This window comes from Herbaspirillum sp. WGmk3, assembly GCF_023952535.1.
In the GTDB taxonomy this organism is placed as follows: Bacteria; Pseudomonadota; Gammaproteobacteria; order Burkholderiales; family Burkholderiaceae_D; genus Herbaspirillum; species Herbaspirillum huttiense.
The window spans coordinates 187,092-209,073 of the sequence record NZ_JAKYWT010000002.1; the positions used below are offsets into that span (position 1 = coordinate 187,092).

21 protein-coding genes are annotated in these 21,982 nt (G+C 64.1%); 7 read left to right on the forward strand and 14 right to left on the reverse strand.

What is annotated here, in order from left to right; translation table 11 throughout:
- Nucleotides 1-5: 5 nt before the first annotated feature.
- The 8 genes from MKD49_RS06915 to phnD form a co-directional block, all read right to left on the reverse strand.
- On the reverse strand, nucleotides 6-551 hold the full coding sequence (locus tag MKD49_RS06915) for a glycerol-3-phosphate responsive antiterminator (protein ID WP_252696367.1): 546 nt from the start codon (nucleotides 549-551) through the stop codon (nucleotides 6-8).
- A 173-nt stretch (nucleotides 552-724) separates the two neighbouring features.
- Nucleotides 725-2,251, reverse strand: coding sequence for an FGGY family carbohydrate kinase (locus MKD49_RS06920; protein ID WP_204726530.1), 1,527 nt, complete (start codon nucleotides 2,249-2,251; stop codon nucleotides 725-727).
- On the reverse strand, nucleotides 2,238-2,372 hold the full coding sequence (locus MKD49_RS26420) for a hypothetical protein (RefSeq protein ID WP_256497630.1): 135 nt from the start codon (nucleotides 2,370-2,372) through the stop codon (nucleotides 2,238-2,240). The genes MKD49_RS06920 and MKD49_RS26420 overlap by 14 nt, the downstream gene beginning before the upstream one ends.
- Before the next feature lie 166 nt (nucleotides 2,373-2,538).
- Nucleotides 2,539-3,366, reverse strand: coding sequence for a phosphonoacetaldehyde hydrolase (gene phnX / locus MKD49_RS06925; RefSeq protein WP_204726529.1), 828 nt, complete (start codon nucleotides 3,364-3,366; stop codon nucleotides 2,539-2,541).
- A 31-nt stretch (nucleotides 3,367-3,397) separates the two neighbouring features.
- Complete coding sequence (gene psrA, locus MKD49_RS06930; RefSeq protein ID WP_209581654.1) at nucleotides 3,398-4,489, reverse strand: iron-containing alcohol dehydrogenase PsrA; 1,092 nt, start codon at nucleotides 4,487-4,489, stop codon at nucleotides 3,398-3,400.
- Between the two features lie 40 nt (nucleotides 4,490-4,529).
- A complete protein-coding gene (gene phnE, locus MKD49_RS06935) occupies nucleotides 4,530-5,378 on the reverse strand; it encodes a phosphonate ABC transporter, permease protein PhnE (protein WP_252695878.1) in 849 nt (282 codons plus the stop codon).
- On the reverse strand, nucleotides 5,375-6,178 hold the full coding sequence (phnC, locus tag MKD49_RS06940; RefSeq protein ID WP_252695879.1) for a phosphonate ABC transporter ATP-binding protein: 804 nt from the start codon (nucleotides 6,176-6,178) through the stop codon (nucleotides 5,375-5,377). The genes phnE and phnC overlap by 4 nt, the downstream gene beginning before the upstream one ends.
- Nucleotides 6,175-7,041 carry a phosphonate ABC transporter substrate-binding protein gene (phnD, locus tag MKD49_RS06945; RefSeq protein WP_252695880.1) on the reverse strand — a complete coding sequence of 289 codons (867 nt, stop codon included), beginning with the start codon at nucleotides 7,039-7,041 and terminating at the stop codon, nucleotides 6,175-6,177. The genes phnC and phnD overlap by 4 nt, the downstream gene beginning before the upstream one ends.
- A gap of 202 nt (nucleotides 7,042-7,243) precedes the next feature.
- On the opposite strand from phnD, the gene MKD49_RS06950 reads away from it, so the two are divergent.
- Genes MKD49_RS06950 through MKD49_RS06965 form a run of 4 tightly spaced genes read left to right on the forward strand, consistent with a single transcriptional unit; the run spans nucleotide 7,244 to nucleotide 9,390 of the window.
- Nucleotides 7,244-8,113: a LysR substrate-binding domain-containing protein gene (locus tag MKD49_RS06950; RefSeq protein WP_252695881.1), complete on the forward strand. Its 870-nt coding sequence runs from the start codon at nucleotides 7,244-7,246 to the stop codon at nucleotides 8,111-8,113.
- 60 nt (nucleotides 8,114-8,173) lie between these two features.
- Nucleotides 8,174-8,476, forward strand: a complete 303-nt coding sequence (locus MKD49_RS06955) for a Dabb family protein (protein ID WP_088753589.1) — start codon at nucleotides 8,174-8,176, stop codon at nucleotides 8,474-8,476.
- Nucleotides 8,477-8,483: 7 nt separating this feature from the next.
- A complete protein-coding gene (locus MKD49_RS06960; RefSeq protein WP_039787905.1) occupies nucleotides 8,484-8,918 on the forward strand; it encodes a PaaI family thioesterase in 435 nt (144 codons plus the stop codon).
- Between the two features lie 40 nt (nucleotides 8,919-8,958).
- The gene (locus MKD49_RS06965; protein WP_252695882.1) at nucleotides 8,959-9,390 is read left to right on the forward strand and encodes a GNAT family N-acetyltransferase; all 432 of its coding nucleotides are present in this window, start codon (nucleotides 8,959-8,961) and stop codon (nucleotides 9,388-9,390) included.
- 9 nt (nucleotides 9,391-9,399) lie between these two features.
- Here MKD49_RS06965 and MKD49_RS06970 read toward each other — a convergent pair whose 3' ends face one another.
- Complete coding sequence (locus MKD49_RS06970) at nucleotides 9,400-10,986, reverse strand: methyl-accepting chemotaxis protein (RefSeq protein WP_252695883.1); 1,587 nt, start codon at nucleotides 10,984-10,986, stop codon at nucleotides 9,400-9,402.
- Between the two features lie 310 nt (nucleotides 10,987-11,296).
- On the opposite strand from MKD49_RS06970, the gene MKD49_RS06975 reads away from it, so the two are divergent.
- Nucleotides 11,297-12,622 carry a dicarboxylate/amino acid:cation symporter gene (locus MKD49_RS06975; protein ID WP_121041495.1) on the forward strand — a complete coding sequence of 442 codons (1,326 nt, stop codon included), beginning with the start codon at nucleotides 11,297-11,299 and terminating at the stop codon, nucleotides 12,620-12,622.
- Between the two features lie 86 nt (nucleotides 12,623-12,708).
- Here MKD49_RS06975 and MKD49_RS06980 read toward each other — a convergent pair whose 3' ends face one another.
- Nucleotides 12,709-13,620, reverse strand: coding sequence for a LysR family transcriptional regulator (locus MKD49_RS06980; RefSeq protein ID WP_252695884.1), 912 nt, complete (start codon nucleotides 13,618-13,620; stop codon nucleotides 12,709-12,711).
- Nucleotides 13,621-13,754: 134 nt separating this feature from the next.
- Here MKD49_RS06980 and MKD49_RS06985 point away from each other — a divergent pair, with 134 nt between their 5' ends.
- Nucleotides 13,755-14,453, forward strand: a complete 699-nt coding sequence (locus MKD49_RS06985) for a type 1 glutamine amidotransferase domain-containing protein (RefSeq protein WP_252695885.1) — start codon at nucleotides 13,755-13,757, stop codon at nucleotides 14,451-14,453.
- 51 nt (nucleotides 14,454-14,504) lie between these two features.
- On the opposite strand, the gene MKD49_RS06990 is transcribed toward MKD49_RS06985, so the two are convergent.
- From MKD49_RS06990 to MKD49_RS07005, 4 genes are read right to left on the reverse strand one after another with little or no spacing between them, the layout of a single operon-like run.
- The gene (locus MKD49_RS06990; protein WP_209534751.1) at nucleotides 14,505-15,401 is read right to left on the reverse strand and encodes a carbohydrate ABC transporter permease; all 897 of its coding nucleotides are present in this window, start codon (nucleotides 15,399-15,401) and stop codon (nucleotides 14,505-14,507) included.
- On the reverse strand, nucleotides 15,395-16,279 hold the full coding sequence (locus MKD49_RS06995; protein WP_134135805.1) for a carbohydrate ABC transporter permease: 885 nt from the start codon (nucleotides 16,277-16,279) through the stop codon (nucleotides 15,395-15,397). Before MKD49_RS06995 ends, MKD49_RS06990 begins: the two co-directional genes overlap by 7 nt.
- Before the next feature lie 8 nt (nucleotides 16,280-16,287).
- Nucleotides 16,288-17,583 (reverse strand): extracellular solute-binding protein, encoded by a 1,296-nt coding sequence (locus MKD49_RS07000; RefSeq protein WP_252695886.1) that lies wholly within the window; start codon nucleotides 17,581-17,583, stop codon nucleotides 16,288-16,290.
- A 56-nt stretch (nucleotides 17,584-17,639) separates the two neighbouring features.
- Entirely contained in the window at nucleotides 17,640-18,749 is a 1,110-nt protein-coding gene (locus tag MKD49_RS07005; protein WP_252695887.1) for a LacI family DNA-binding transcriptional regulator, read from the reverse strand.
- A gap of 419 nt (nucleotides 18,750-19,168) precedes the next feature.
- On the opposite strand from MKD49_RS07005, the gene MKD49_RS07010 reads away from it, so the two are divergent.
- Nucleotides 19,169-21,970 carry a TonB-dependent receptor gene (locus tag MKD49_RS07010; RefSeq protein WP_252695888.1) on the forward strand — a complete coding sequence of 934 codons (2,802 nt, stop codon included), beginning with the start codon at nucleotides 19,169-19,171 and terminating at the stop codon, nucleotides 21,968-21,970.
- The last annotated feature ends 12 nt before the right edge of the window (nucleotides 21,971-21,982 follow it).

The window sequence follows — 21,982 nt, forward strand, 5'->3', positions numbered from 1 at the left end:
GGCCTTCATGGTTTGCCGAAGGTGCCGGCGGGCAGATTCCACATGGCCTGCTCACTGGTGGACAAGGCCACCGCGCCGCCCGCCAGTGCCGCACGCGCATCGTCTGCATTGCAGACGAAGCCCGACGCGACGATGGGCGGAAGCACGGCGCGGTCCGCCGGCTTGAGTTGCGTGAGCATCGGTGCCGGCATCAGTTGCACCAGGTTGGGTTCGCTCTGTTCGAGCGCCTTCAGGCTGCGCGGCCAGGTGGTGCGATCGGTCACGAATACCTTCTGCATGGTGATCATGCCGGCCCGGCTGGCCCGCAGCAGCGTGGCCACCCGCGTTGACACCAGCGACGGTACGCCCAGGGCGACCAGATAATCGATGGCGGCCTTGTCCTGCGCCAGTCCTTCACAGGTATCCACATTGAGCATCAGGAACTTGCCCGCATCCCGGATACGGGTGCTGAGCGCCTGCAACTCACGCAACTCCACGTTGGCAACGATGCCGACTTCAGCGGCGCTGGCGAGAAAGGCTGGCAGGTGCTGGGTTCCATAGACCGCTGCCATGACCGGATGCCGCCTGAGCCTGGCTTGCAGGGAGCGGTCGTCAGGGGAGGCGGGCGCGGAGGCCGGCGCGGCGGCGGCGCGTGCCGGGGAACGAGGAGGAGAGGGAGAGCGCATGCAAGGTTCCAGAGTGAAAAAAGAGAAGCAAGAAAGAAAGGCGAATGGAAAACGCGCGGCTAAGGTGCGTTTTCCTGGCGCACATGGTCCAGTTCGGCACACAGCCGTGCCTGCCACCGGGCACGGCGGCAGGCACGCTCGGCGAAGTCGATGCGTGGCTTGAAGACCGCCTGCAACCGGGTCCGGGCGCAGGCCTGGGGCAAGTCATCCCACAGCAGGCCATGGCTGCCGGCCAGGAAAGCGATGCCGCGCAGGCTGGCGTGCGCACTCTGGTGGGTGCGGCAGGTGGTTACGCCCGACAGGTCGGCTTGCAACTGCAGCAGCAGGTCGCTGCTGGCCAGCGTACCGCCGCTCATGATCCGCGAGACCGGTAGTCCGGCCGTGTCGGCGCTGGCACTGACGCACGCGGTCACCGATTGCGCGATTCCCTCCACCAGCGCATGTGCCACTTCGGCGCGGCCCGTGGCCAGCGACAGCCCCTGCAGGGCTGCTCGCGCTGCGGGTTGGCGTTGCGGTGACTGCATCCCGGCCAGCGCCGGCAGGAAGCTGACGCCGCCGGCCGAACTCACGCTGGCCGCCAGGGCCAGCAGCTGGCGCGCATCCGGAAACCAGCGCAGGCGCTGGCAGGCCCAGGTGAGTGCGGCTCCGGTGGAGGCGGTGTAGCTTTCGAGGGCGAAGTGGGAGACGCCGTTCTGACGCCTGGCGGTGACTACTACGCTGGCCTCGGCGGTGCTGTCGGCGGGGGCGAGTGCAACGCGCGGGCCGACCAGCACGTCGATGAAGCTGCCGGTGCCGTGCTGACACAGCGCCTGGCCGGGTTCCAGGCAACCCTGCCCGATGGCAGCGGCCAGCTGATCTCCGGCGCAGGCGCGAATCGGCAGGGCGGCGCCGAGAACGGCAGCGTCGCTGCGGCCGTAGTCGTCGGCATCCTGGCACAGCGTGGGCAGCAGCCCGGCGGGGAAGCCAAGCGCCTCCAGCCAGTCCAGCGCATAGGCATGCGCGTCCAGTACATAGGCGTTGCAGGCCGTGGCATTGGTCGCGCTGGTAGCCAGCAGGCGGCGGCCGCTCAGTTGCCACAGCAGCCAGGTGTCAATGCCGCCAAAGCCCAGCCGTCCTTGCGCCCAGGCACGCGCCACGCGCGGCTGATGGCGCAGCAGATGGGCCGCCCAGAGGTAGGGCGAGCGGCTGCCGACCGGTCGCCCCAGACGCGGTCGCAGCCGCTGATCCCAGTGCGGTGCCAGTGCCGCCAGTTCGGCCGCGTGCCGGCTGTCCTGCCAGGACAGTGCCGGTGCCAGCGGTTCTCCGCTCACGGTATCCCACACCACGGCGCTGGCGCGCTGGTTGCACAGACCGATGGCGCGCACCCGCAGTCCCTTCTGCCGCGCCTGCTGCAGGCTGGCGCGGCACGCGGCCAGGGTCTGCTGCCAGATCAGCGCCGCATCCTGTTCCACCACGCCGCTGCGTGCGGAGTGCGTGCGCAAGGGGCGTCGGTGCAGGCAGGAGACCAGGCCATCGGCCGTCACGATCGCCGCGCGTGTGCTGGAGCTGCCGGCATCGATGGCGAGGATCCCGTCACGGCTGTTCATGGCGGCTTCTGTCGACAGGAACGGGCGCACTGCTGGCGGTGGCGTGGCCGCAGCGGTAGGGGCGGGAGTCAATCAAGGCGGCGACATCGTCGATGTCGCGCAAGGGGACTGCGGTGTGCACAGGGCTCTCCTGAAGTTGACTGCAAGAGGCCTGCGCACTGCGCGCGTGAAGAGACCATCTTGCAGATGGTCTCTTGTGTGAATTATCTGCCGGGCAATTCTATGAGCCCGGCGACGGGCTTGTCAACGACCGCAAAGGATGGCGCAGCAGCCGGTGCCGCCTGTTTTCAGGGGCGTTCACCCCTTGCCAGCCGCGCCCGGACATGAGCCACGATCTGCGGCAGGTCGGCCACCGAATCGATCACGTAGTGCGCGCCGGCGGCGAGCAGGCGTGTTTCGGCGTGTGTCTTGAGGCGCTCGATTTCCTCGGTCGGCGAGGCGTCCAGTTCGGCTCGCGTGAGCCCCACTTCATTGCCCGAAAGGGAGAGGCCAACGCTCCACATGCCGGCGCGAATACCTTCCTCAATTCCCGGCACCGTATCGTCGACCTTGATGCAACAGGCCACGTCATCGATCTGCAGCGCCAGTACGTTGGCCAGTGCCATGTAGGGGCCCGGACGGCCACCGGCCTCCAGTTCGTCGCCGGCCACCACGTGGTCGGGGCGCAGGCCTTCCTCGGCCGCCATCGGCAGCAGCACATCCAGCACCTGGCGCGGATAGCCGGAGCAGGAACCGATTTTGAGACCTTGGCCGCGCAGCCAGGCCAGCACCTGCGCCGCGCCCGCGATTGGCTGCGAATACTGGCCGACCTTGGCGATCTGCATCGGCATGAAGCGGGCATAGATGGCATCGACATCCGCATCGGTGGGCGCCCGGCCGTTCTGCTGCTGCCACTGCGCCGCGATGGCCGTATCGTCCAGCAGCACGCGGATATGCTGCCACTTGGACAGACCCATGGGGCCGCGTGCCTGTTGCAGGGTGAGGTTGATGCCGAAGCTCTTGAAAGCATCGACGAAGATTTGCGTGGGTGCCAGCGAACCGAAGTCGACCAGTGTACCGGCCCAGTCGAAGATGACGCCTTGCAGGTTGCGCGGACGGGCGAGTGATGGGTGCATGGGTTTTTCCTTGAAAGTGAGTCAGCAGAAGTCAATGGATTGCGGCGATGAAGTTGCGTCCGCGCGGCCCGCACAGCGCTGCCTGCAGGGCCGCTTCCCACCGGTCTTGCAGGCCATAGTGGGCCGGGTCGGTGGACACGCCCAGCGATTCGAGCAAGCCGGCCAGGCGCGCGACGGCCTGCTCGGTACTGGTGGCATCGAAGATCTGCAGCAACAGGGTATCGACGGTTCTGTCGCGCCCCATCGCCAGGCGCAGGATGTGCGGCAGCGAGAACGAACAGGCGATGCCGTGCGGGACACCGCGCTGCAGCGTGATGTCATAGGACAAGGAATGCGCCAGCGCAGTCCGGGTATTGGAAAAGGCCAGGCCGGCCTGGAGCGCAGCCAATGCCATCTGTTCGCGCAGGGCCAGGTCCTCAGGCTCGCGGATGAGTGCCGGCAGCGTGGCCACGATGGCGCGGGCGGCGCTGCTGGCCAGGGTCGAAGAGACCGGGTTGCGATGCACGTTCCAGATCGCCTCCAGCGCATGGGAGAGGGCATCCAGGCCGCTGGCCAGCGTTGCCGGGGCGGGCAGGCTCAGCATCAGGCTGGCATCGATGATGGCGGCCTGCGGCCAGGTCCAGGGGCGATGCAGTGAATACTTGCGCCCGCGCTGCGCATCCCACAGCGTGGCCCAGGGCGTGACTTCGCTGCCGGTGCCGGCCGTGGTGGGGATGGCAATGAGCGACTTCAGATGCGCCGGATCGGGTTCAAAGGGGGTGTCTTCGCGCAGATGCGCGAGCAGTTCGTCGAAGTGGCCCGACGGCGTGGGTGCCAGCATGGCCTTGGCACAATCGATGACGCTGCCGCCCCCGAGGGCGATCAGGCAGGGGACATCGGCGTGGCGCTGCCACAGGCGCTGGTACATGCCGGTCAGCCAGTTCACGTCAGGATTGGGCAGGACGCCGTTGTCGATGCCAACCAGTTGCGGGCCCAGCAGGTCGGCGACCTTCTGTTGCAGCCCCAGGGCAGCGGCCTCGGGAAAGGTGATCAGCAATGCAGGCCGGCCGGCCAGCAGCTGCGGCAATTGTGCGAGGCTGCCGACACCGGCATGGAGATCGACAGGATTATGGAAATGCCACATGGTTTTTTCTCTTCTTGCATCAAAACGGGGACGGGTGAAGTCAATGGGCATGGCCGTCCTGGATCATGCGCCGCAGCCGGCTCGACAGGGCATCTGCCGCCACCACCATCAAGGTCACCACCACGATGCAGGTGGCCGTGTCCTGGTACTTGAACAGCTTGAGGCTGTTGACCAGTTCAAAGCCCAGTCCGCCGGCGCCGACCATGCCCAGCACAGTGGCCTGGCGCAGGTTGACTTCGAAACGGTAGAGCACGGTGGCGATCCAGGCCGTAGCCACCTGGGGCAGCACCCCGAAGACGATCACCTGCAGGGGCCGGGCTCCGGTGGCACGCAGGGCTTCCAACGGGCCCTGGTCGATTTCCTCGATGCTCTCGGCAAAGAACTTGCCGATCATGCCGACGCCGTGTACAGCCAGCGCCAGCACCCCGGGAAAGGGCCCCAGACCCACTGCCGAGACGAACACCAGCGCCAGGATCAGTTCATTGATGCTGCGCGTGACGTTGAGGCCCTGGCGTACCAGCGCATGCAGGGTGCGGTTGGCATTGAGATTGCGCGCGGCCAGCAAGGCCACCGGTACTGCGCCCAGCACACCCAGCAAGGTTCCCCAGAGGGCGATCTGCAAGGTTTCGACGGCCGGGGCCAGCAGTGACGGCAGCAAGCCCCAGTTGGGCGGGAAGGAGCGCCCCAGGAAGTCACCGATCTGCGGCAGGCCATTGGCCAATTCGCTCCACGACAGTTGCGTGCCGGCAGCGCTCCAGGCCAGGATCCAGACCGCCAGCAGCACAATCGCCATGAAGCCCAGCCAGCCGCGCAGCGTCGCCGGACGCGGACCGGTCCACAGGTAGCCGCGCGGTCCTGAAGGGGGGGCGGCCGGAGAAGAAAAATTCATGTCAGTGCTCCTGTTGCTGCCTGCACGGCCGATGCCATCAGGGGCAATTCAGCCTCGTTCATGTCGGGCTTTCCGCCGTAGATGGCGTCGAGATGTCGTTCCTTGAGCGTTTCACCGGTACCATCGAAGACCAGGCGTCCCCCGGACAGGCCGATGATGCGGTCGCCGAACTCGCGGGCGTAGTCCACCTGGTGCAGGTTGCAGAGCACGGTAATGCCCAGCTCCCGCGATGCGGCGCGCAGGTAATGCAGCACCAGCCGCGCGGTCTTGGGATCCAGGCTGGCAATGGGCTCGTCGGCCAGGATCACCTGCGGCTGCTGGGCCAGGGCGCGGGCGATGCCGACCCGCTGGCGCTGGCCGCCGGAGAGCGCATCGGTGCGTTGATGGGCCTTGTGTTCCAATTCCACCCGGCGCAGGCAGTCCAGGGCCAGAGCAATGTCCTGGCGCGAGAACAACTGCAGGATCGACGCCAGGGTGGAAGCCTGACCGAGGCGGCCGGTCAGGGTATTCTTCAGCACCGACAGGCGCGGCACCACGTTGTGATGCTGGAAGATCATCGCCACCTGGCGCCGCAACTGGCGTACCTGGCGGGCGCGGGTGTCGGTGGCATCGTAGCCGGCCACCCGTAGTTCTCCCGAGCTGGGCTGGACCAGGCCGTTCAGGCAGCGCAAAAGGGTCGATTTGCCCGCCCCGGACGGGCCCAGTACCACCAGGAACTGGCCGGCCGGCACGTCCAGGTCGATCCCGCGCAATACGGCATGGCTGCCGTATTGCTTGGCGAGGCCGCGGAGGTGGATCATTTCATGGCCTTCAGGTCCAGGTTCAGGATCTTGGCGGTCTCGCGCACCACGTCGTAAGCACCGTCGGTAGTGGGCACGAAACCGTTGAGGACGCCCTGGTCACCCCATTTCACGTCCTTGATGCTGGCGAAGGCGGCGGCGATCTTCTGCTTCAGGGCCGGGTCCAGATCCTTGCGCCAGACCATGGGCGACTCGGGAATGTCCGGCGAGGTCCACACCACGTTCAGTTCCGATTGCTGCACCACACCCTTGGCCACGGCCGCGGCCAGGATGCGGTCGGCCACGGCGGCTGCGTCGACCTTCTTGTTGGCCACGGCCAGGATGCTGGCGTCGTGCGAGCCCGAGAAGATCACCCGCGAAAAATACTTGTTGGGATCGATGTTGAGTTTCTGCAGGCCGGCGCTGGGGAACAGGTGCCCGGAAGCCGACGAGGGGTCAACAAACGCCATGGTGCGGCCCTTCAACTGTTCCAGACTCTGCAGCCCGCTCTCCTTGCGGGTGATGATGAGGCTCTTGTAGAAGCTGCGGCCGCTCTTCTTGGTCTCGGCCACGGCGAAGGCTTCCACGTTGGCCACCGAACTGGCCAGCACGTAGGAGAACGGGCCGAGATAAGCCACATCCAGCTTGCGCGAGCGCAGCGCTTCGATGATGCCGTTGTAGTCGGTGGCGATGAAGGGCTTGACCGGCATGCCCAGTTGCTGCTGCAGGCTGTCGATGACGGCCTTGCTGTTTTCCAGCATGGCCTGCGAATCTTCGGCCGGGATCAGGCCGACAGTCAGTGGCGGTACTGCGGCTGCAGGCCCGGCCAGCAAGACAGAGGCGAGGGCGCCCAGGCACAGGGTGAAGAAGCTGCGTCGCTGCATGATTGCATCCTTGTTGAGGGCGTCCCGGGGACGGGACGCGATGAGCGGGGTGCCAAAGGACCGATGGTTCGGCCTTGGCGCTCGTCAGGAGCCGTTGCGGTTGATGCGGCGCCGACAGGACAGAAGCTTAAAGAGACATTGTGACGCCCCTGTTATCGATATAATCGTGAAAATCGAATGAATCTATTGATAGGATCTATAGATGACCCCTTCACAATTGCGCGCTTTCCTGGCCGTCGCACGCCATCGTGGTTTTTCGGCCGCTGCCCGGGCGCTGGGCGTGAGCCAGCCCACGCTGACCACCCAGGTGCAATCGCTGGAGCGTGAGCACAACGTGGAACTGTTCTTCCGGCGCGGGCGACGTGTCGATCTTTCCGAGACCGCCCAGCGCCTGCTGCCGATCGCCCAGAACATCGCCGAGCTGGAGCTCGATGCCCTGAACCTGCTGGTCAATTCGGGCGCGCTGCACGTGGGCCATCTGCGCATCGGCGCGGTCGGCCCGTTTCACGTGATCGAGATGGTCGATGCCTATCGCGCCCGTTATCCGCAGGTGGAGCTGTCGATCAAACTGGGCAACTCCGCGCAATCTCTGGCTGACCTGGAAAACTACGTGACCGACGTGGCGGTGCTGGCCAGTTTCACTGACGACGCGCGCTTTCATGCGCTGCCCTACGCCGACCATGCGGTGGTGCTGTTCGCCCATCGCAGTCATCCTTTCTACCAGCGCGATGCGGTCTCCCTGGCCGAGCTGGACCAGCAGCCCATGCTCATGCGCGAGCAGGGATCCACCACCCGCCTGGCGCTGGAGAAAGCCATGCAGCAGGCCGGCGCAAGCCCACGGGTCGTGATGGAAATCGGCAGTCGGGAAGCCTTGCGCGAAGCGGTGGCACGGGGCCTGGGCCTGGGGGCGGTTTCCGAGGCAGAATTCATTGCGGATGAACGTTTCCGCATGGTGCGCATCGAGGGCGATCCGGTCAGCACCCACACCTATGTCTATTGCCTGGCCGAACGCAGGGAAGGGCGGCTGGTCGGCTCCTTCATGAAGATCGCCCAGCGCAACGCTGGCAACTGAGGCAGCTGGCACTTTGGCTTATCATTACGGACTGTTCATTTCTGACCGGGAAGCCCGACCGTGATCAAGCATATCGTCATGTGGAAACTGAAGGACCATGCAGAAGGGGCCGACAAGGCCACCAACCTGCTCAAGATGAAGGCACTGCTGGATAGTTGTGCCAACGTGGTGCCCGGCATCCTGAAGTTCGAAGCCGTGCTGGCCCAGCCGGGCCTGGAAGCGACCTACGATGTAGTGCTCTATTCCGAATTTGCCTCGCGCGAAGCGCTGGACGCCTATCAAGAGCATCCGGACCACGTGGCCATCAAGCCCTTCATCGGTGCCGTGCGCGAAGCGCGCCAGTGTATGGATTACGAAATTTGAGGCCGGCATGAGTCTGTCCGTTACTGACATCTTCCCGCAGGGGAATCCGTATCTGGAAGCACTGGGCGTGGAGGTGCTGGAATATGGCAATGACCGTGCCGTCATGGCACTGAAGCTCAAGCCCGAGTTCATGAACAGCTGGCATGTGGCCCAGGGTGGCATCAGCATGACCCTGCTGGACGTTGCCATGGGCCTGTCGGCCCGCGCCGGCGCTCCCGATGCCAAATCCTCCGCCACCGTCGAGATGAGTACCAGTTTCCTGCAGCCGGCCGGGCACGCAGGGGACACCATCATCGCACGCGGCCACACTTATCACCGCTCCACCACCATGTGCTTCTGCCAGGCCGAACTGTTCAACGGTGATCGCCTGGTGGCCAAGGCCATGGGCACCTTCAAGCTGATTCGCCGCCTGGATATCTCGCGCAAGCTGGATCAGGAGTGAGCGGAGCACGCTGTTCTTTTTTTTTTGCAGGAAGTCCACCATGAAAATCACCACCGGCAGCTGGGAGCAGCTGCGTGCGCAGGCCCAGCCGATTCGCTTCGAGGTCTTTGTCGATGAACAGAAGGTCCCCGCCGAGATCGAGCTCGATGAGATGGACCCGCATTGCGTACACGCCGTGGCCTATGACGATGCTGACCAGCCGCTGGCGACCGGCCGCTTGCTGCCGGACGGGCACATCGGCCGCATGGCCGTGCGCAAGGCCGGGCGCGGCCAAGGCGTGGGCGGCGCCGTCTTGCAGGCCTTGATTGCCGCGGCTCGTGCACGCGGTGACGCCGAAGTCATCCTCAATGCCCAGGTGCATGCCGAGGGCTTCTACCAGCGCCATGGTTTCGCCCGCGAGGGTGAGCAATTCATGGAAGCTGGCATCCCCCACATCACCATGCGCGCGCGACTGCAAGGGGCGGCCGCTTGATCGTCCTGCTCAAGCTTGCGAGGCCGGCGGCGGCATTGCCGGACGGGTCTCGTCCAGTCTGAAGTAGCACAACTGGGCGGTCAGTTCGCGCGCCCGTTCGGCCACCAGTTCCGCAGTGGTGGCCAGTTCCTCGGAGGCGGCCGCGTTGCGCTGGGTGGTGTCATTGAGCTGCATCACCGCCGAACCGATTTCTTGCACACCTTCCTCCTGCAGGCGCGCAGACAGTGTGATCTTGTTGATCTGCTGTGAGGCTTCGCGGATGCCGTTGAGCGTGCCGGCGGCCAGGCGCTGGCTGGTGGCCTCGGCCAATTCCACGCTTTGCTGGGCAATCACGCTGATCTCCTGCGCGCTGCATTGGCTGCGCTCGGCCAGCTTGCGGATTTCAGCCGCCACCACGGAGAATCCGCGTCCGTGTTCTCCCGCGCGCGCCGCCTCGATGGCGGCGTTCAAGGCCAGCAGATTGGTCTGGTAGGCGATGTCGTCGATCACCCCGACCTGGCGCGCGATGCCGCGCATGGCCGCCACCGTGCTCTGGACGGCCGCACCGCTCTGGTCGGCATCGGCAGCAGCGTTCAGGGCGATCTGGTCGGTGCGGCGGGCATGTTCTCCGGTCTGCTGGATGGCCAGGCTGATGTTGCTGATGGCGCTGTGTACTTCTTCCACGGCGGCCGCCTGCTCGTTGGAAGCGCTCGCCAGGTCCTGGGCGGTGGCATTGAGCTGGCGGGCGGAGTCGCCCAGGGCCTGCGTCAGAAGCGTGACGCCGCGCAGGATGTCGGTGAGCCGTTCGCGCATGCCTTGCATCGCGTACAGCAGGCTGCTGCGGTCCCGGCGGCGCAAGGTGACCTCCACGCCCAGATTGCCTTCGGCGATCTGATGCACGATGTGGGCGGCGTAATCCGGCTCTCCACCCAGCTGGCGGCGCAGGCTGATCATGATCCACAGCGCAATGGCCACGCCGATGGCCAGCGCCAGTCCGGCAATCTGCAGGTTGTGGGTGCGCAGTTGCCGATAATCCTGCAACGCCGCCTCATAAGAGGTGCGCGTAAAACTTTCCTGCAACTGGCCCAGGGTGGCCAGCTGCGTCGCCAGGCCGGCCAGCTCGCTGGTAAGCGGGGTCCAGCGGCGGTTGGCCTGCAGCGGCTCGTTGCTGCGCAACAGGTCCAGCACCACGGCGCGCTCGGCGACGTAGCGCCGCCAGCTCTGCTCGAAGCGTTCCGCCTCGGTCTGTTCCTGAGGTTCCAGCCGCGTCGCCCGGTAAGCTTGCCAGCCTTGCTCAAAGGTCGCATCCAGCGCCGGGATGCGTTCCAGCAGGGGTTTGATGCGATCGCTGCTGGTGCCGTTGCTGTCGTCAATGGCCGGAGCGGGCAGGTTGGCGATCATCAGGGCGCGGCCCATGACGTCGCGGTTCAGGTAGAGCGCGTCGCGCACCCGGGCGATGTGGATCAGCGCCATGGTGCGGTCTTCATAGACGTAGCGCAGCTTGTCGTTGCTGGATGCCATGCCCTGTATGTCGCGCCAGGCCAGCAGGACTACGCTGCCGCACAGTACCGCCACCAGGATCGCCAGGCGGGCGGTGACCGTCAGTTTTCGTTGCACGATGTTTTCCTTGTAAGTGCCGACTGCATCCGGAGAAAGAATGAACCGTTCAGTCCGGCACAGAATATAGCGAATTTTGTTGCTATGCAGAATGAAGAATAAAGCAGTTTGCGTGCCTCTTTAGTGACGCTATGTGGTTTCCCACAATACCCGCCCGGAAATGACTGCGAGATACTTGCGGCCGAACCGGGGAGGGGGAGTTCTCCCGGACAAACAATAAGTACCCGCCAGAACGGACGACGATCCGACAACGGCAGGCGGCAGGTCTCCACGGACCCGCCGGTCATCCATGTTTCAAGGAGAAAGCACTATGTCGGCGCAAAAACCGCCCCTTTACAAATCCCTGTATTTCCAGGTCCTGTGTGCCATCGTGATCGGTATCGCGCTGGGTCACTTCTATCCGTCTACCGGTGAAGCCATGAAGCCGCTGGGCGATGGCTTCGTCAAGCTGATCAAGATGATCATCGCGCCGGTCATCTTCTGTACCGTCGTCATCGGCATCGCCGGCATGGAAGACATGAAGAAGGTCGGCAAAACCGGCGGCCTGGCCCTGCTGTATTTCGAAATCGTCAGCACCGTGGCACTGATCATCGGCCTGTTGCTGGTGAACTTCCTGCAACCGGGCGTGGGCATGAACGTCGATCCGGCTTCGCTGGATACCAAGAGCATCGCCGCCTACACCGCCCCGGGCAAGATGGGTTCGGTGACCGACTTCGTGCTGGGCATCATCCCCACCAGCATGGTGGACGCCTTTGCCAAGGGTGACGTGCTGCAGGTGTTGCTGGTGGCAGTGCTGTTCGGCTTCGCGCTGCACAAGTTCGGCGGCCGCGGCACGCTGGTGTTCGATTTCATCGAAAAGATCTCGCACGTGCTGTTCTCGGTGGTGGGCGCGATCATGAAGGTGGCCCCGATCGGTGCCTTCGGCGCGATGTCCTTCACCATCGGCAAGTACGGCGTCGGTTCGCTGTTCTCGCTGGCCAAGCTGATGGGCACCTTCTACCTGACCTGCCTGCTGTTCATCTTCGTGGTGCTGGGCATCATCACCCGCCTGCACGGTTTCTCGATCTGGAAGTTCGTCAAGTACATCAAGGAAGAACTGCTGATCGTGCTGGGCACCTCGTCCTCGGAATCGGTGCTGCCGCGCATGCTGGCCAAGATGGAAAACGCCGGTGCCAAGAAGACCGTGGTCGGCCTGGTGATCCCGACGGGTTACTCCTTCAACCTGGACGGCACCGCGATCTACCTGACGATGGCGGCCGTGTTCATCGCCCAGGCGACCAACACCCCCATGACCTTCGTGCAGGAACTGACGCTTCTGGGCGTGCTGCTGCTGACCTCCAAGGGGGCAGCCGGCATCACGGGTTCGGGCTTCATCGTGCTGGCGGCGACGCTGTCGGCCGTGGGCCACGTGCCGGTGGCCGGTCTGGCGCTGATCCTGGGTATCGACCGCTTCATGTCGGAAGCTCGCGCACTGACCAACACCATCGGCAACGGCGTGGCCACCCTGGTGGTCGCCAAGTGGAGCGGTGAACTGGACAGCGAACGCCTGACCAAGGTCTTGAACAACGAGACCGTGGAAGACGCGCAAGCACCTGAAGCCGTCCTGGATCGTACCGAAGCCAAGATGCATCACTAAGCAGGGAGGCGGGAAGCATTCCCGCACCCATTGCCTCGTCGGCCCCATCTTCGCGTCTTAGTTGGCGTGGCGATGGGGCCGATGTTTTATGGCCGCACCGCCTGCATCACGAAATCCACAAACGCCCGCACCCGCGCCGACAGATGGCGATTGTGCGGATACAGGATGGAGAAACGCCGGGTACGATGCCCGGCCGACTGCAGCACTTCCACCAGCTCGCCCCGTTGCACGGCGGCTTGCGCGATGAAGTGATAGATCTGGAACAGGCCCCCGCCGGCAATGGCCCAGTTGACGCAGCCCAGTACGTCGTCATGGATGCGCTGCCGGCTCCGGAAATGAAAATCCATGTCGCGCCCTTGTCCGTCCTTGAAGATCCACGGCATCGCGCGTCCGGTACTGGGCAGGATGAACTGGATGCAGTCGTGTTGTTTCAGCGCTTCCACGCTGTCGGGCGTGCCGCGCCGGGCCAGATAGGAGGGGGACGCAAAGACGCCCAGCGTGGCATCCTCCAGCGTGTGCGCGATCAGCCGCGAATCCTGGGGCACGCCCAGGCGGATGGCCAGGTCATAGCCCTCTTCGACGAAATCGATGACGCGGTTCGCAATGCTCAATTCCACCTCGATCTGCGGAAACGCCGACTGGAAACGCGGCAGCAACGGCAGCAGCCGATAGTGCGCATAAGGCGTGCCGACGCTGATGCGCAGCGGGCCGCTGGGCACTTTCTGCTGGCCGGTGAGGATGCGTTCGGCCTCGGCGATCTGTTCCAGCGCCTGGCGGCACTGCTCGTGATACAGCTCGCCCTCGCGGGTCAGCCGGATCTGGCGCGTGGTCCGGGCGAACAGCCGTACGCCCAGACGAGCTTCCAGCCGGCTGATGGAACGGCTCACCGAGGCCGGCGTCAGGCCCAGCGCCTCGGCGGCGGCCGTGAAGCTGCCCAGTTCGGCGGCTTTGCAGAACAGTTCGATGCTGCCTAACTGGACGGGATCGAAGTTGCGCATTTGTTCAATGGTGTAATGAATGAATTGATAGGAATGGAGTTTATCTTTGTTTGTGATGGGAATACAGTGATCGGCAGTCTGGCAATGCCGCTTTGCTGCAGATGCCGTCCCTCCCTCGTGAAGAAAGGAACACCATGAAGAAGCTCAACATCCTGATGATCGTCACCTCCAGCAGCCGCATGGGTGACACCGACAAGCCCACCGGCCTGTGGGCCGAAGAGCTGGCGGCCCCGTACTACGCCCTGGTGGATGCCGGTGCCTCGGTCGTCATCGCCTCCACCGCCGGTGGCAAGGCCCCGATCGATCCGGGCAGCGTCAAGCCGCAAGGCCAGAACGATGCCATCGTCGAACGCATGCTGGCCGATGCGGAACTGCAGCAGCGCATCGCGGCCACGCGTGCGCTGGGCGAGATCGAAGTCGGCGCATTTGATGCGGTGTTCTTCCCCGGCGGCCATGGCACCATGTGGGACCTGCCCACCGATGCCAACGTCAAGAAGACCGTCGAGAGCGCCTATGCCGCCGGCAAGTTCATTGCTTCAGTCTGCCACGGTGCCGCTGGCCTGGTGTCGGCCGTGAAGGCCGATGGCAAGCCGATGGTAGCTGGCAAGCGTGTCAATTCCTTCACAGATGCCGAAGAGCGCGAAGTGGGACTGGCCGAGGTCGTGCCCTTCCTGCTGGAGAGCCGTCTGCGTGAACTGGGTGCCGTCTTTGAGGGGACCGACAACTGGCAGGTGTTTGCCATCCGTGACGGCCAGCTGATCACCGGCCAGAATCCGCAGTCTTCCGAGCGCGTGGCTGAAATGTTGCTGGAAGCGCTGGAACTGGGTGCCTGATCTTTCCTGTCGTCTGCTGGTTGAAAGGCTCGTCCCGTGCGGGGCGGGCCTTTATTTTTCTGTGCCGACGATGCCCTTGACGAACCAGCGCTGCGCCGCCACCACGAACACGGCGGGGATCACGATGGCCACCAGGGCCGCCGCCATCAGCAGGTTCCACTGCGGCATCTGCCCGCTTTCCACTGGCAGGAAGCTGGCCAGCGCGAGGGTGATGGTGCGCATCTGGTCATGGCTGGTGATGACCAGGGGCCACATGTAGTCTTTCCAGGTATTGATGAAGACGATGGATCCCAGCGCCGCAAAATTGGTCTTCGACAGCGGCAGGAGGATATCTACGTAGAAGCGCCACGGCCCGGTCCCGTCGATGCGCGCCGCTTCCACCAGCTCGGGCGGGATGGTGCGGTAGAACTGCAGAAACAGGAAGGTTCCCGTGGCGGACGCCACCAACGGCAAGGACAGGCCTGCATAGGTATTGATCAGGCTGATCGACGGCACCGCATGCTGTCCGCTCAGGCCCAGCGCCTGCAACAGGCTGCGCAGCGGTTCGAACAAGTCAGAGGCCGCTGCATAGGTCGGGACGATGCGTACTTCCAGTGGCAGCAGCAGGGCACTGAACAGCAAGACCAGGATCAGGCCCCGGCAGCGCGGCTGGAAGTAGGTCACCGCAAAAGCCGTGACCGAGGACAGCAGCAGCTTGCCGGTCACCACCAGAGCGGCCACCAGCAGACTGTTGAAGAGATAGCGCCACAGGTCGATGCGCTGCGCCACTTCGCGCAGATTGTCCGGCAGCGCGGTGCCTGGCATGAGCGGCATGCCTTGGCTGATCCACTGCTGGCTGGAGACGCTGGCCGAGCACAGGATCAGGTACAGCGGCCCCAAGGCCAGCACTACGCCTAGCCCCAGGATGCAGTAGGCCAGCGCGGTCATGCGCGGATGGCGCTCTACCATCGTCCTGCTCCCTGGCGGAAGAAGCGCAGCTGCAACACCGTGAGCGCCACGATGAACAGCATCAGGATCACCGACAAGGCCGATGAGCCCGAGAGGTCCAGCCCGATGAAGCCATCCGAATAGATCTGATAGGCCAGGATCGCCGTGCTGCGGCCGGGTCCGCCCTGGGTCAGTGCGTCCACCAGCCCGAAGCCGTGGGTAAAGGCCTCGATCACGTTGAGGACACCGGCCAGCAGCAGTGCCGGTGCGATCATCGGCAACTGGATATCCATGAAGCGCCGCCACGGGCCAGCCCCATCGATGGCGGCGGCTCCCGTCAGATCGGCGGGAATCCGCTGCAAGGCGGCAGAAAACAGGATGAAGTTCAGCGGCACCTGGGTCCAGGCGAAGGCCGCGATCAGTACCAGCATGGCTTGCTGGCCAGCCAGATGGGGTGCCCACAGGCCCGGCCAGAGGTGGTTGAGAAAAGCCAGCAAACCGGTAACCGGATTGATCAAGACCTTCAGCACGATACCGACCACTACCCCGGCCACGGCATAGGGCCAGATGAAGATGCTGCGCAGCAGGCGCTTGGCGCGCACATCCAGTTCCAGGCAGGCCGCCAGTGCCAGGGCGATGGTCACGGCCAGCAGGGTACTGCCGGCCGTGAAGACCAGCGTGGCGCGCAGGGAGGCATAGAAACCGTCATCGGTGAGAATGCGCAGGTAGTTGTCCAGTCCGACGAAGCGCGAACCGTTGCCGAAGGGACGTACCAGATAGAAGGACCAGGCGATCGCCTTGACGGCCGGCCACAGGAAGAACAGAAACACGATCAGCATCTGCGGCGCGGCCAGCAGCAAGGGGAACCAGCGGGCAGGGAAGGCGGGGCGGGTATCCATGATGTGTGCTAGCGCTGCGGTGCAGGGGAATCGGCGGGGGCATAGGTGAGGCGGAAACGCTGCAGCAAAGCATCCCCCCGGCGGCGCGCCTTGGCCAAAGCACTCGCCATGTCCTGCTGGCCGGCCAGTGCGGTCTGCACCTGCTCGGTCCAGGCCAGTCGCAGCTGCGGGAAGAAGCCCAGGCGCGGTCCGACTCCTGTCTGGCCAGCGTTCGCATCCAGCGAATGAATGCCCGCCACCACCGAGGCCGGATAGTGCCCCGCATCGTCCATGATCTGGGCTGCCACCTGGCGGGTAACGGGCAGGTAACCGGTCTGCCGCACCAGCAGACGCTGGTTCTGCGGTTGCTGCAGATAAGCGATGAAGGCCGCCACGGCCGCATAGACCTGGTCGTCAAATCCCTTCATCACCCACAGCGAGGCGCCGCCGGGTACGCTGTTGTGGCGTGCGCTCCCGGCATGCACCGGCAGCGGCAGCACTGCCAGTCCGGGCAGGCCGCTGCGCGCCACGGCATGCCAGGCGCTGGTGGAGTCGAGCAGCATGGCGCATTCCCCGGTAGTGAAGGCCAGGGTATGGCGCCCGGTGCGGGTGGCGGCGGCTTCCACCAGCAGATGCTGTTGATGCCAGCGCTGTACCTGCTGCATGAAGCGCAGATGCAGTCCCTGGTCGAACAGATAATGGGTGGCCAGGCTCCGGTGGCCGTTGTCTTGGTCGGCCAGCGGTGCGCCCTCGATGGTGCTGACCTGCTCCAGCAGGATCCAGGGATTGAAGTCGCTCACCAGAGGGCAGGTCTGGCCAACCGCGCGCAACTGCCGTGCAGCCTGCTCCAGTTCACTCCAGGTGGCGGGCAGGGTGTTGATGCCGGCTTGCTGCAGCCAGCCAGTGTTCAGGTACAGAACAGCGGTGGAGACATTGAAGGGCAGGGAATCAAACTGCCCCTTGGCATCGGTGTAATAGCTGCGGATCGCGGGCAGGTAATCCTGCCAGTCCACGTGGTAGCCATGCGCGGCCATCAACTGGTGGACCGGCACGATGGCTCCGCTCAGCATCATGTCCAGCGTGCCGACATCGTATATTTCCACCAGCGCAGGTTGTTGCGCGGCGCGATAGGCGGCGATGGTCTTCTGCATGGTCTGCTCGTAGGAGCCGGGCGTGACACAACGTACCTGATGCTGCTTTTGTGCGGCATTGAAGCCCGCGCATAGTTGCCGAACGGCCTGGGCCATGGGGCCGCTGTGGCTGCTCCAGAATTCGAAGTTGGCCGACTGCGCGCGCGGCACCGCCAAGACCAGCAGCAATGCCATGCAGTGCCGGAAGAGAGTGAGGCGGCAGCGTGCGCGGCCAGGACGGGGAGGATGTTTCACATGACCGGGCGGGTACTGTCGCGGATCACCAGGTGCGTCGAGAACATCTTCTGCACCAGGGCCGCCTGGGCGGCGGCAGCATCACCGGACTGGTTGCGTTGCTCCTGGCGCAGCTCGATGCGTTCCAGCAGCAGCTTCACGGCAAACTCGCACATCTCCAGCATGGGCGCGTCCACGCTGGTGAGGGACGGGATGCTGAAGTCGGCATAGCGCATGTTGTCGAAGCCCACCACGCTGATCTCTTGCGGCACCTTCACGCCAAGGTCGTAGAGCGCCTTGAGCGCGCCTAGCGCCATGCGGTCATTGCCGAGGAAGATGGCGTCCGGACGCTCGGACTGGTGACAGAGCTGGGCGGCCGCGCGATAGCCGCTTTCCAGCGACCAGTCTCCGGTCACTATCCATTCCGGGCGCGGCGTCAGGCCGCACTTTTCCAGTCCGTCGAGATAACCGAAATAGCGCGCTTCGCTGGAAGTCGGTACGCCGTCCTCGCGCGATTTTCCCTGTTCATGATCCTTGTGCGGTCCGGTCACCAGGGCGATGCGGCGGCAGCCGGTGCGATAGAGATGTTCAACCACGGCCAGCCCGGCCTGCCGGTCCGATTGCACGACGTGGTGACAAGCCGGATCGGCCATGCCATAGACCACGCAGGGGTAGCCCAGCCGATGCAATTCACTCACCACCGGATTGCCGGCGCGATTGACCATGGCAATCATGCCGTCGATGCGTCCGGCCAGGAACAGGTCGCGCACATAGACCAGCGAGGCTTCGTCTTCGCGCATCAGATTGCGTTGCAGGAGCGTATAGCCGGCGCGATCGGCTGCGCGGGTGAGGGTCTGCACCACGTTGTGGTAGTGGGTGTCCTGGGTGCGCTCGGAGCGTTCGTCGTAGGACGAACCATTGAACATCACGCAGGCCAGCGTGCGCGTGGAAATGTTGCGCAGCGAGCGGGCGGCCACGTTGGGGATGAAATTGAGCGAATCGATGGCCGCTTGCACCAGCTCGCGCGTCCTAGGGGCGACTTTCTCCGGGTGGTTCAGCACCAGCGAGACGGTCTGGAAACTGACACCGGCCGCCTTGGCGACATCCTTGATGGTGAGGCGACTCATGAACGGGGCGGTTGGCGCAAGCGCAGCGAGGAGGGGGAGGGGCGGAGCAGGCAAGTCATGTCATGTCGGCGTCGGGTTGCAGCGGCGCAAGAGCGTGCCGCGCTGCGCAATCATATATGACGCCATGCACAATCGGACCGGCTCGCCGCCAAAAATGTTTTTGCGACAAGGGCATCGGATGTAATCACGAGGTCACAAATCTTCGAGAAAATACGAGTCTATTAGAACGTTCTAATGTAAAGCAACTAAAGCAAAGTTGCATAAAAAGAATATTGGCAGGGACTTATTGTAAAGACTGCCATTTTTTTCTTTCTTAAATTAGAACGTTCTATAAATGATAGCCCGCTTCGCATCCCGCCGCCATGGCTGATCCGGATGCGCACGCCTTCTCGCCACGACTTGATTTTCAGGGGAATACCATGTCTTACCGCAGTGGAAGTCCGCAGTACCGACGTTTGTCTTTGATGAGCCTGGCGATGCTGTCGGTGCTGCCGCTGCTGGCGCGGGCAGCCGATGACGCCGCCCCGCCTGCTGCCACGGCTCAGGCCGATGGCGTGCCGGCAGCCCAGGATGGGAGCGTCAAGCGCCTTGACAGCGTGGTGGTCACGCGCAAGCGCAGCCAGACCAGTGCGGCGGTGGCCGGCAAGCAGGTGGAAGAGCGTGTGATGGACAGCGTGACCCGCGAGCAGGTGGAGCGCCTGCCGGATTCCACGGTGACCGATGTGGTCAAGCGCGTGGCTGGTGTATCGGTCAGTTTCAACCCGGACAATGTGAACGGTCGTGACAAGGCCCAGTTCATCGCCATTCGCGGTCTCGATGGCAGCTACAACAACGTCACCATCAACGGTGCGCCGCTGGCCTCGGTCGACCAGACCACCCGCAGCGCCCGTACCAACATGCTGCCGGCCTCGATGGTCAAGGAAGTGCAGGTCTTCAAGACCTGGACTCCGGACATGGATCCCAATGCGGTCGGCGGCTCGGTCAACATCGTCAGCCGCAGCGCCTTCGATAACGGCGGCAAACCCATGTTCAGCGCCACCGGTGCCCTCGGCCACGCCGGCGGCAGCGGCAAGGTCGCTTCGGGCGCGGAGGGTCTGGCCAAGAAGTCGGATGTTACCTTCAGCAACACCTTTGGTCCGGACAATCGCTTCGGCTACGTGATCTCGGCCAATTTCGAGAAGGAAAACACGGTCTCCATCGGTCACATGACCACCGACAACATCTTCTACAACTATTACAACGCCAACGGCAGCATCGCCAACCCGGCAGCATCCGGCGGGCCCAACACCGGCAACGGTTTCCCGGTGCCGCAGCAGTTCAAGTATTGGCAGCACCTCAAGAACAGCGAGACCAGCGGCTTCAATGCCAAGCTGGAAGGGCGCTTCACCCCGGATGTCTACGGCTTCCTGGGCTTTGGCTACAACAGCGATTCCACCCACATCCTGCGCAATGAAACCTTCATCGACGACAGCCGCAGCACCGGCAACAATCCGGTCCTGAACCAGACCGCCACCAGCGGGCAGTTCGCGCGCGGCGAGGCCGAAGCCGGCTATGCTGCCTCCACCATCAAGCGCACCACATCGGCCCTGCAGGGCGGTCTGGACTGGAAGCTGGACGACAGCCAGGTGCTCTCGCTGCGTTCTTCCTACTCGCAAGCCCAGCACCGTGAACCGCGCGAGCTGGCCAAGTACATCTTTGCCAACTTCGCCTATCCGGGGGCGGGATCGGCACCGGTCCTGAGCGGCACCAATGCGCTCGGCATGAGCTACAACACCTCCGGTTTCGAGCCTTCGGTCGCACTGAACAATCCTTCCAACTTCACCAACCTGAACAACTGGCAGGCTTATTACTGGCGCAAGGAGATGGTCAGCATCGATGATCAGGTCGGCGACGTGAAGCTGGATTACCGCTGGAACATGGACCAGGATGCCCGCGGACTGGGTGCCGGCGTGGGCGTCGATTATCGCCGCCTGGAGCACAGCTATGACTACGTCAACAACCAGTACTTCCCGACCTCGGGCGGGATGACGCTGGCCGGCAATGGTTCGGTATCCGGCACCATCATGCCCTACAGCGGCGGCTTGCCCTTCATCCTGGTCAACGGTGCCCAGGCCTGGCAGCAGTTCGCGGCCAACCAGGGACAGATCGCCGCCAGCAGCGCCAACAGCGTCAACAGCCTGCAGAGCAATTACTCGCACAGTGAACAGACCGCCGCGCTGTATGCGATGGGGTCCTACCGGACCGATCGCTGGAGCGCATTGTTCGGCCTGCGCCAGGACAATACGAATCTTTCCACCACCGGCAATGTGCGCAACGTCAGCAATGGCAGCACCACCTGGGTGTCGCAGACCAAGGATTCCAGCTACAACTATCTGCTGCCGGCAGCGTCGCTGGTCTTCAGCGCCACCGATGCCGTCAAGCTGAAGCTGGCGGCGAGCCAGACCATCGGCCGTCCCAACTACGATGCCTATGCGCCCAACACCACGATCAGCCAGAACACCGATGGCTCGGTCACCGTGACCCAGGGCAATCCGGACATCAAGCCGCGCGAATCGACCAACCTCGATGCCTCGGCCGAGTGGTACCTGCCCAATTCCAGCCTGGTGTCGCTGGCGGTGTTCAACAAGAAGATCAAGAACGAGATCTACACCCTTTCCAGCCAGGGCACTCTGTTCTACAACGGCGCGACCCGTGCGGCCTCGATCACCCAGCCGGTCAATGCCTCCAGCTCGCGTATCAACGGCGTGGAACTGAGTTACGTGCAGAGTTCGCTGGGCTGGATCAGCCCGGCCCTGCAAGGCCTGGGCTTCAGCGCCAACCTGAGTTTCCTGGACGGCCGGCTCAACGCCGCCACCAGCAATGGCGGTACGCGCACCATCCAGAACCTGGTCAACCAGCCCGACCAGATCCGCAACCTTACCGTGTTCTACAACTACCAGAAGCTGGATCTTTCGGCCGCCTACAACTGGACCGGCCGCAGCCTGCGCCTGGTCGACGCCAGCCTGCCCAGCCAGGATGTCTACTGGCAGCCCCGCAAGCAGATCGACCTGCAGGCCCGTTACGACCTGGGCGGTGGCTGGCGCGCCTTTGCCGAGGTGGCCAACCTGACCAATTCGCCGGTGACCAGCGTCACTGGTCCCAACAAGGACCAGCTCAAGGACACCTTCTCCATGGGCCGGATGATCTGGCTCGGAGTGAACTACAGCCCCAAGAACCTGTGATGCATTGTTTTG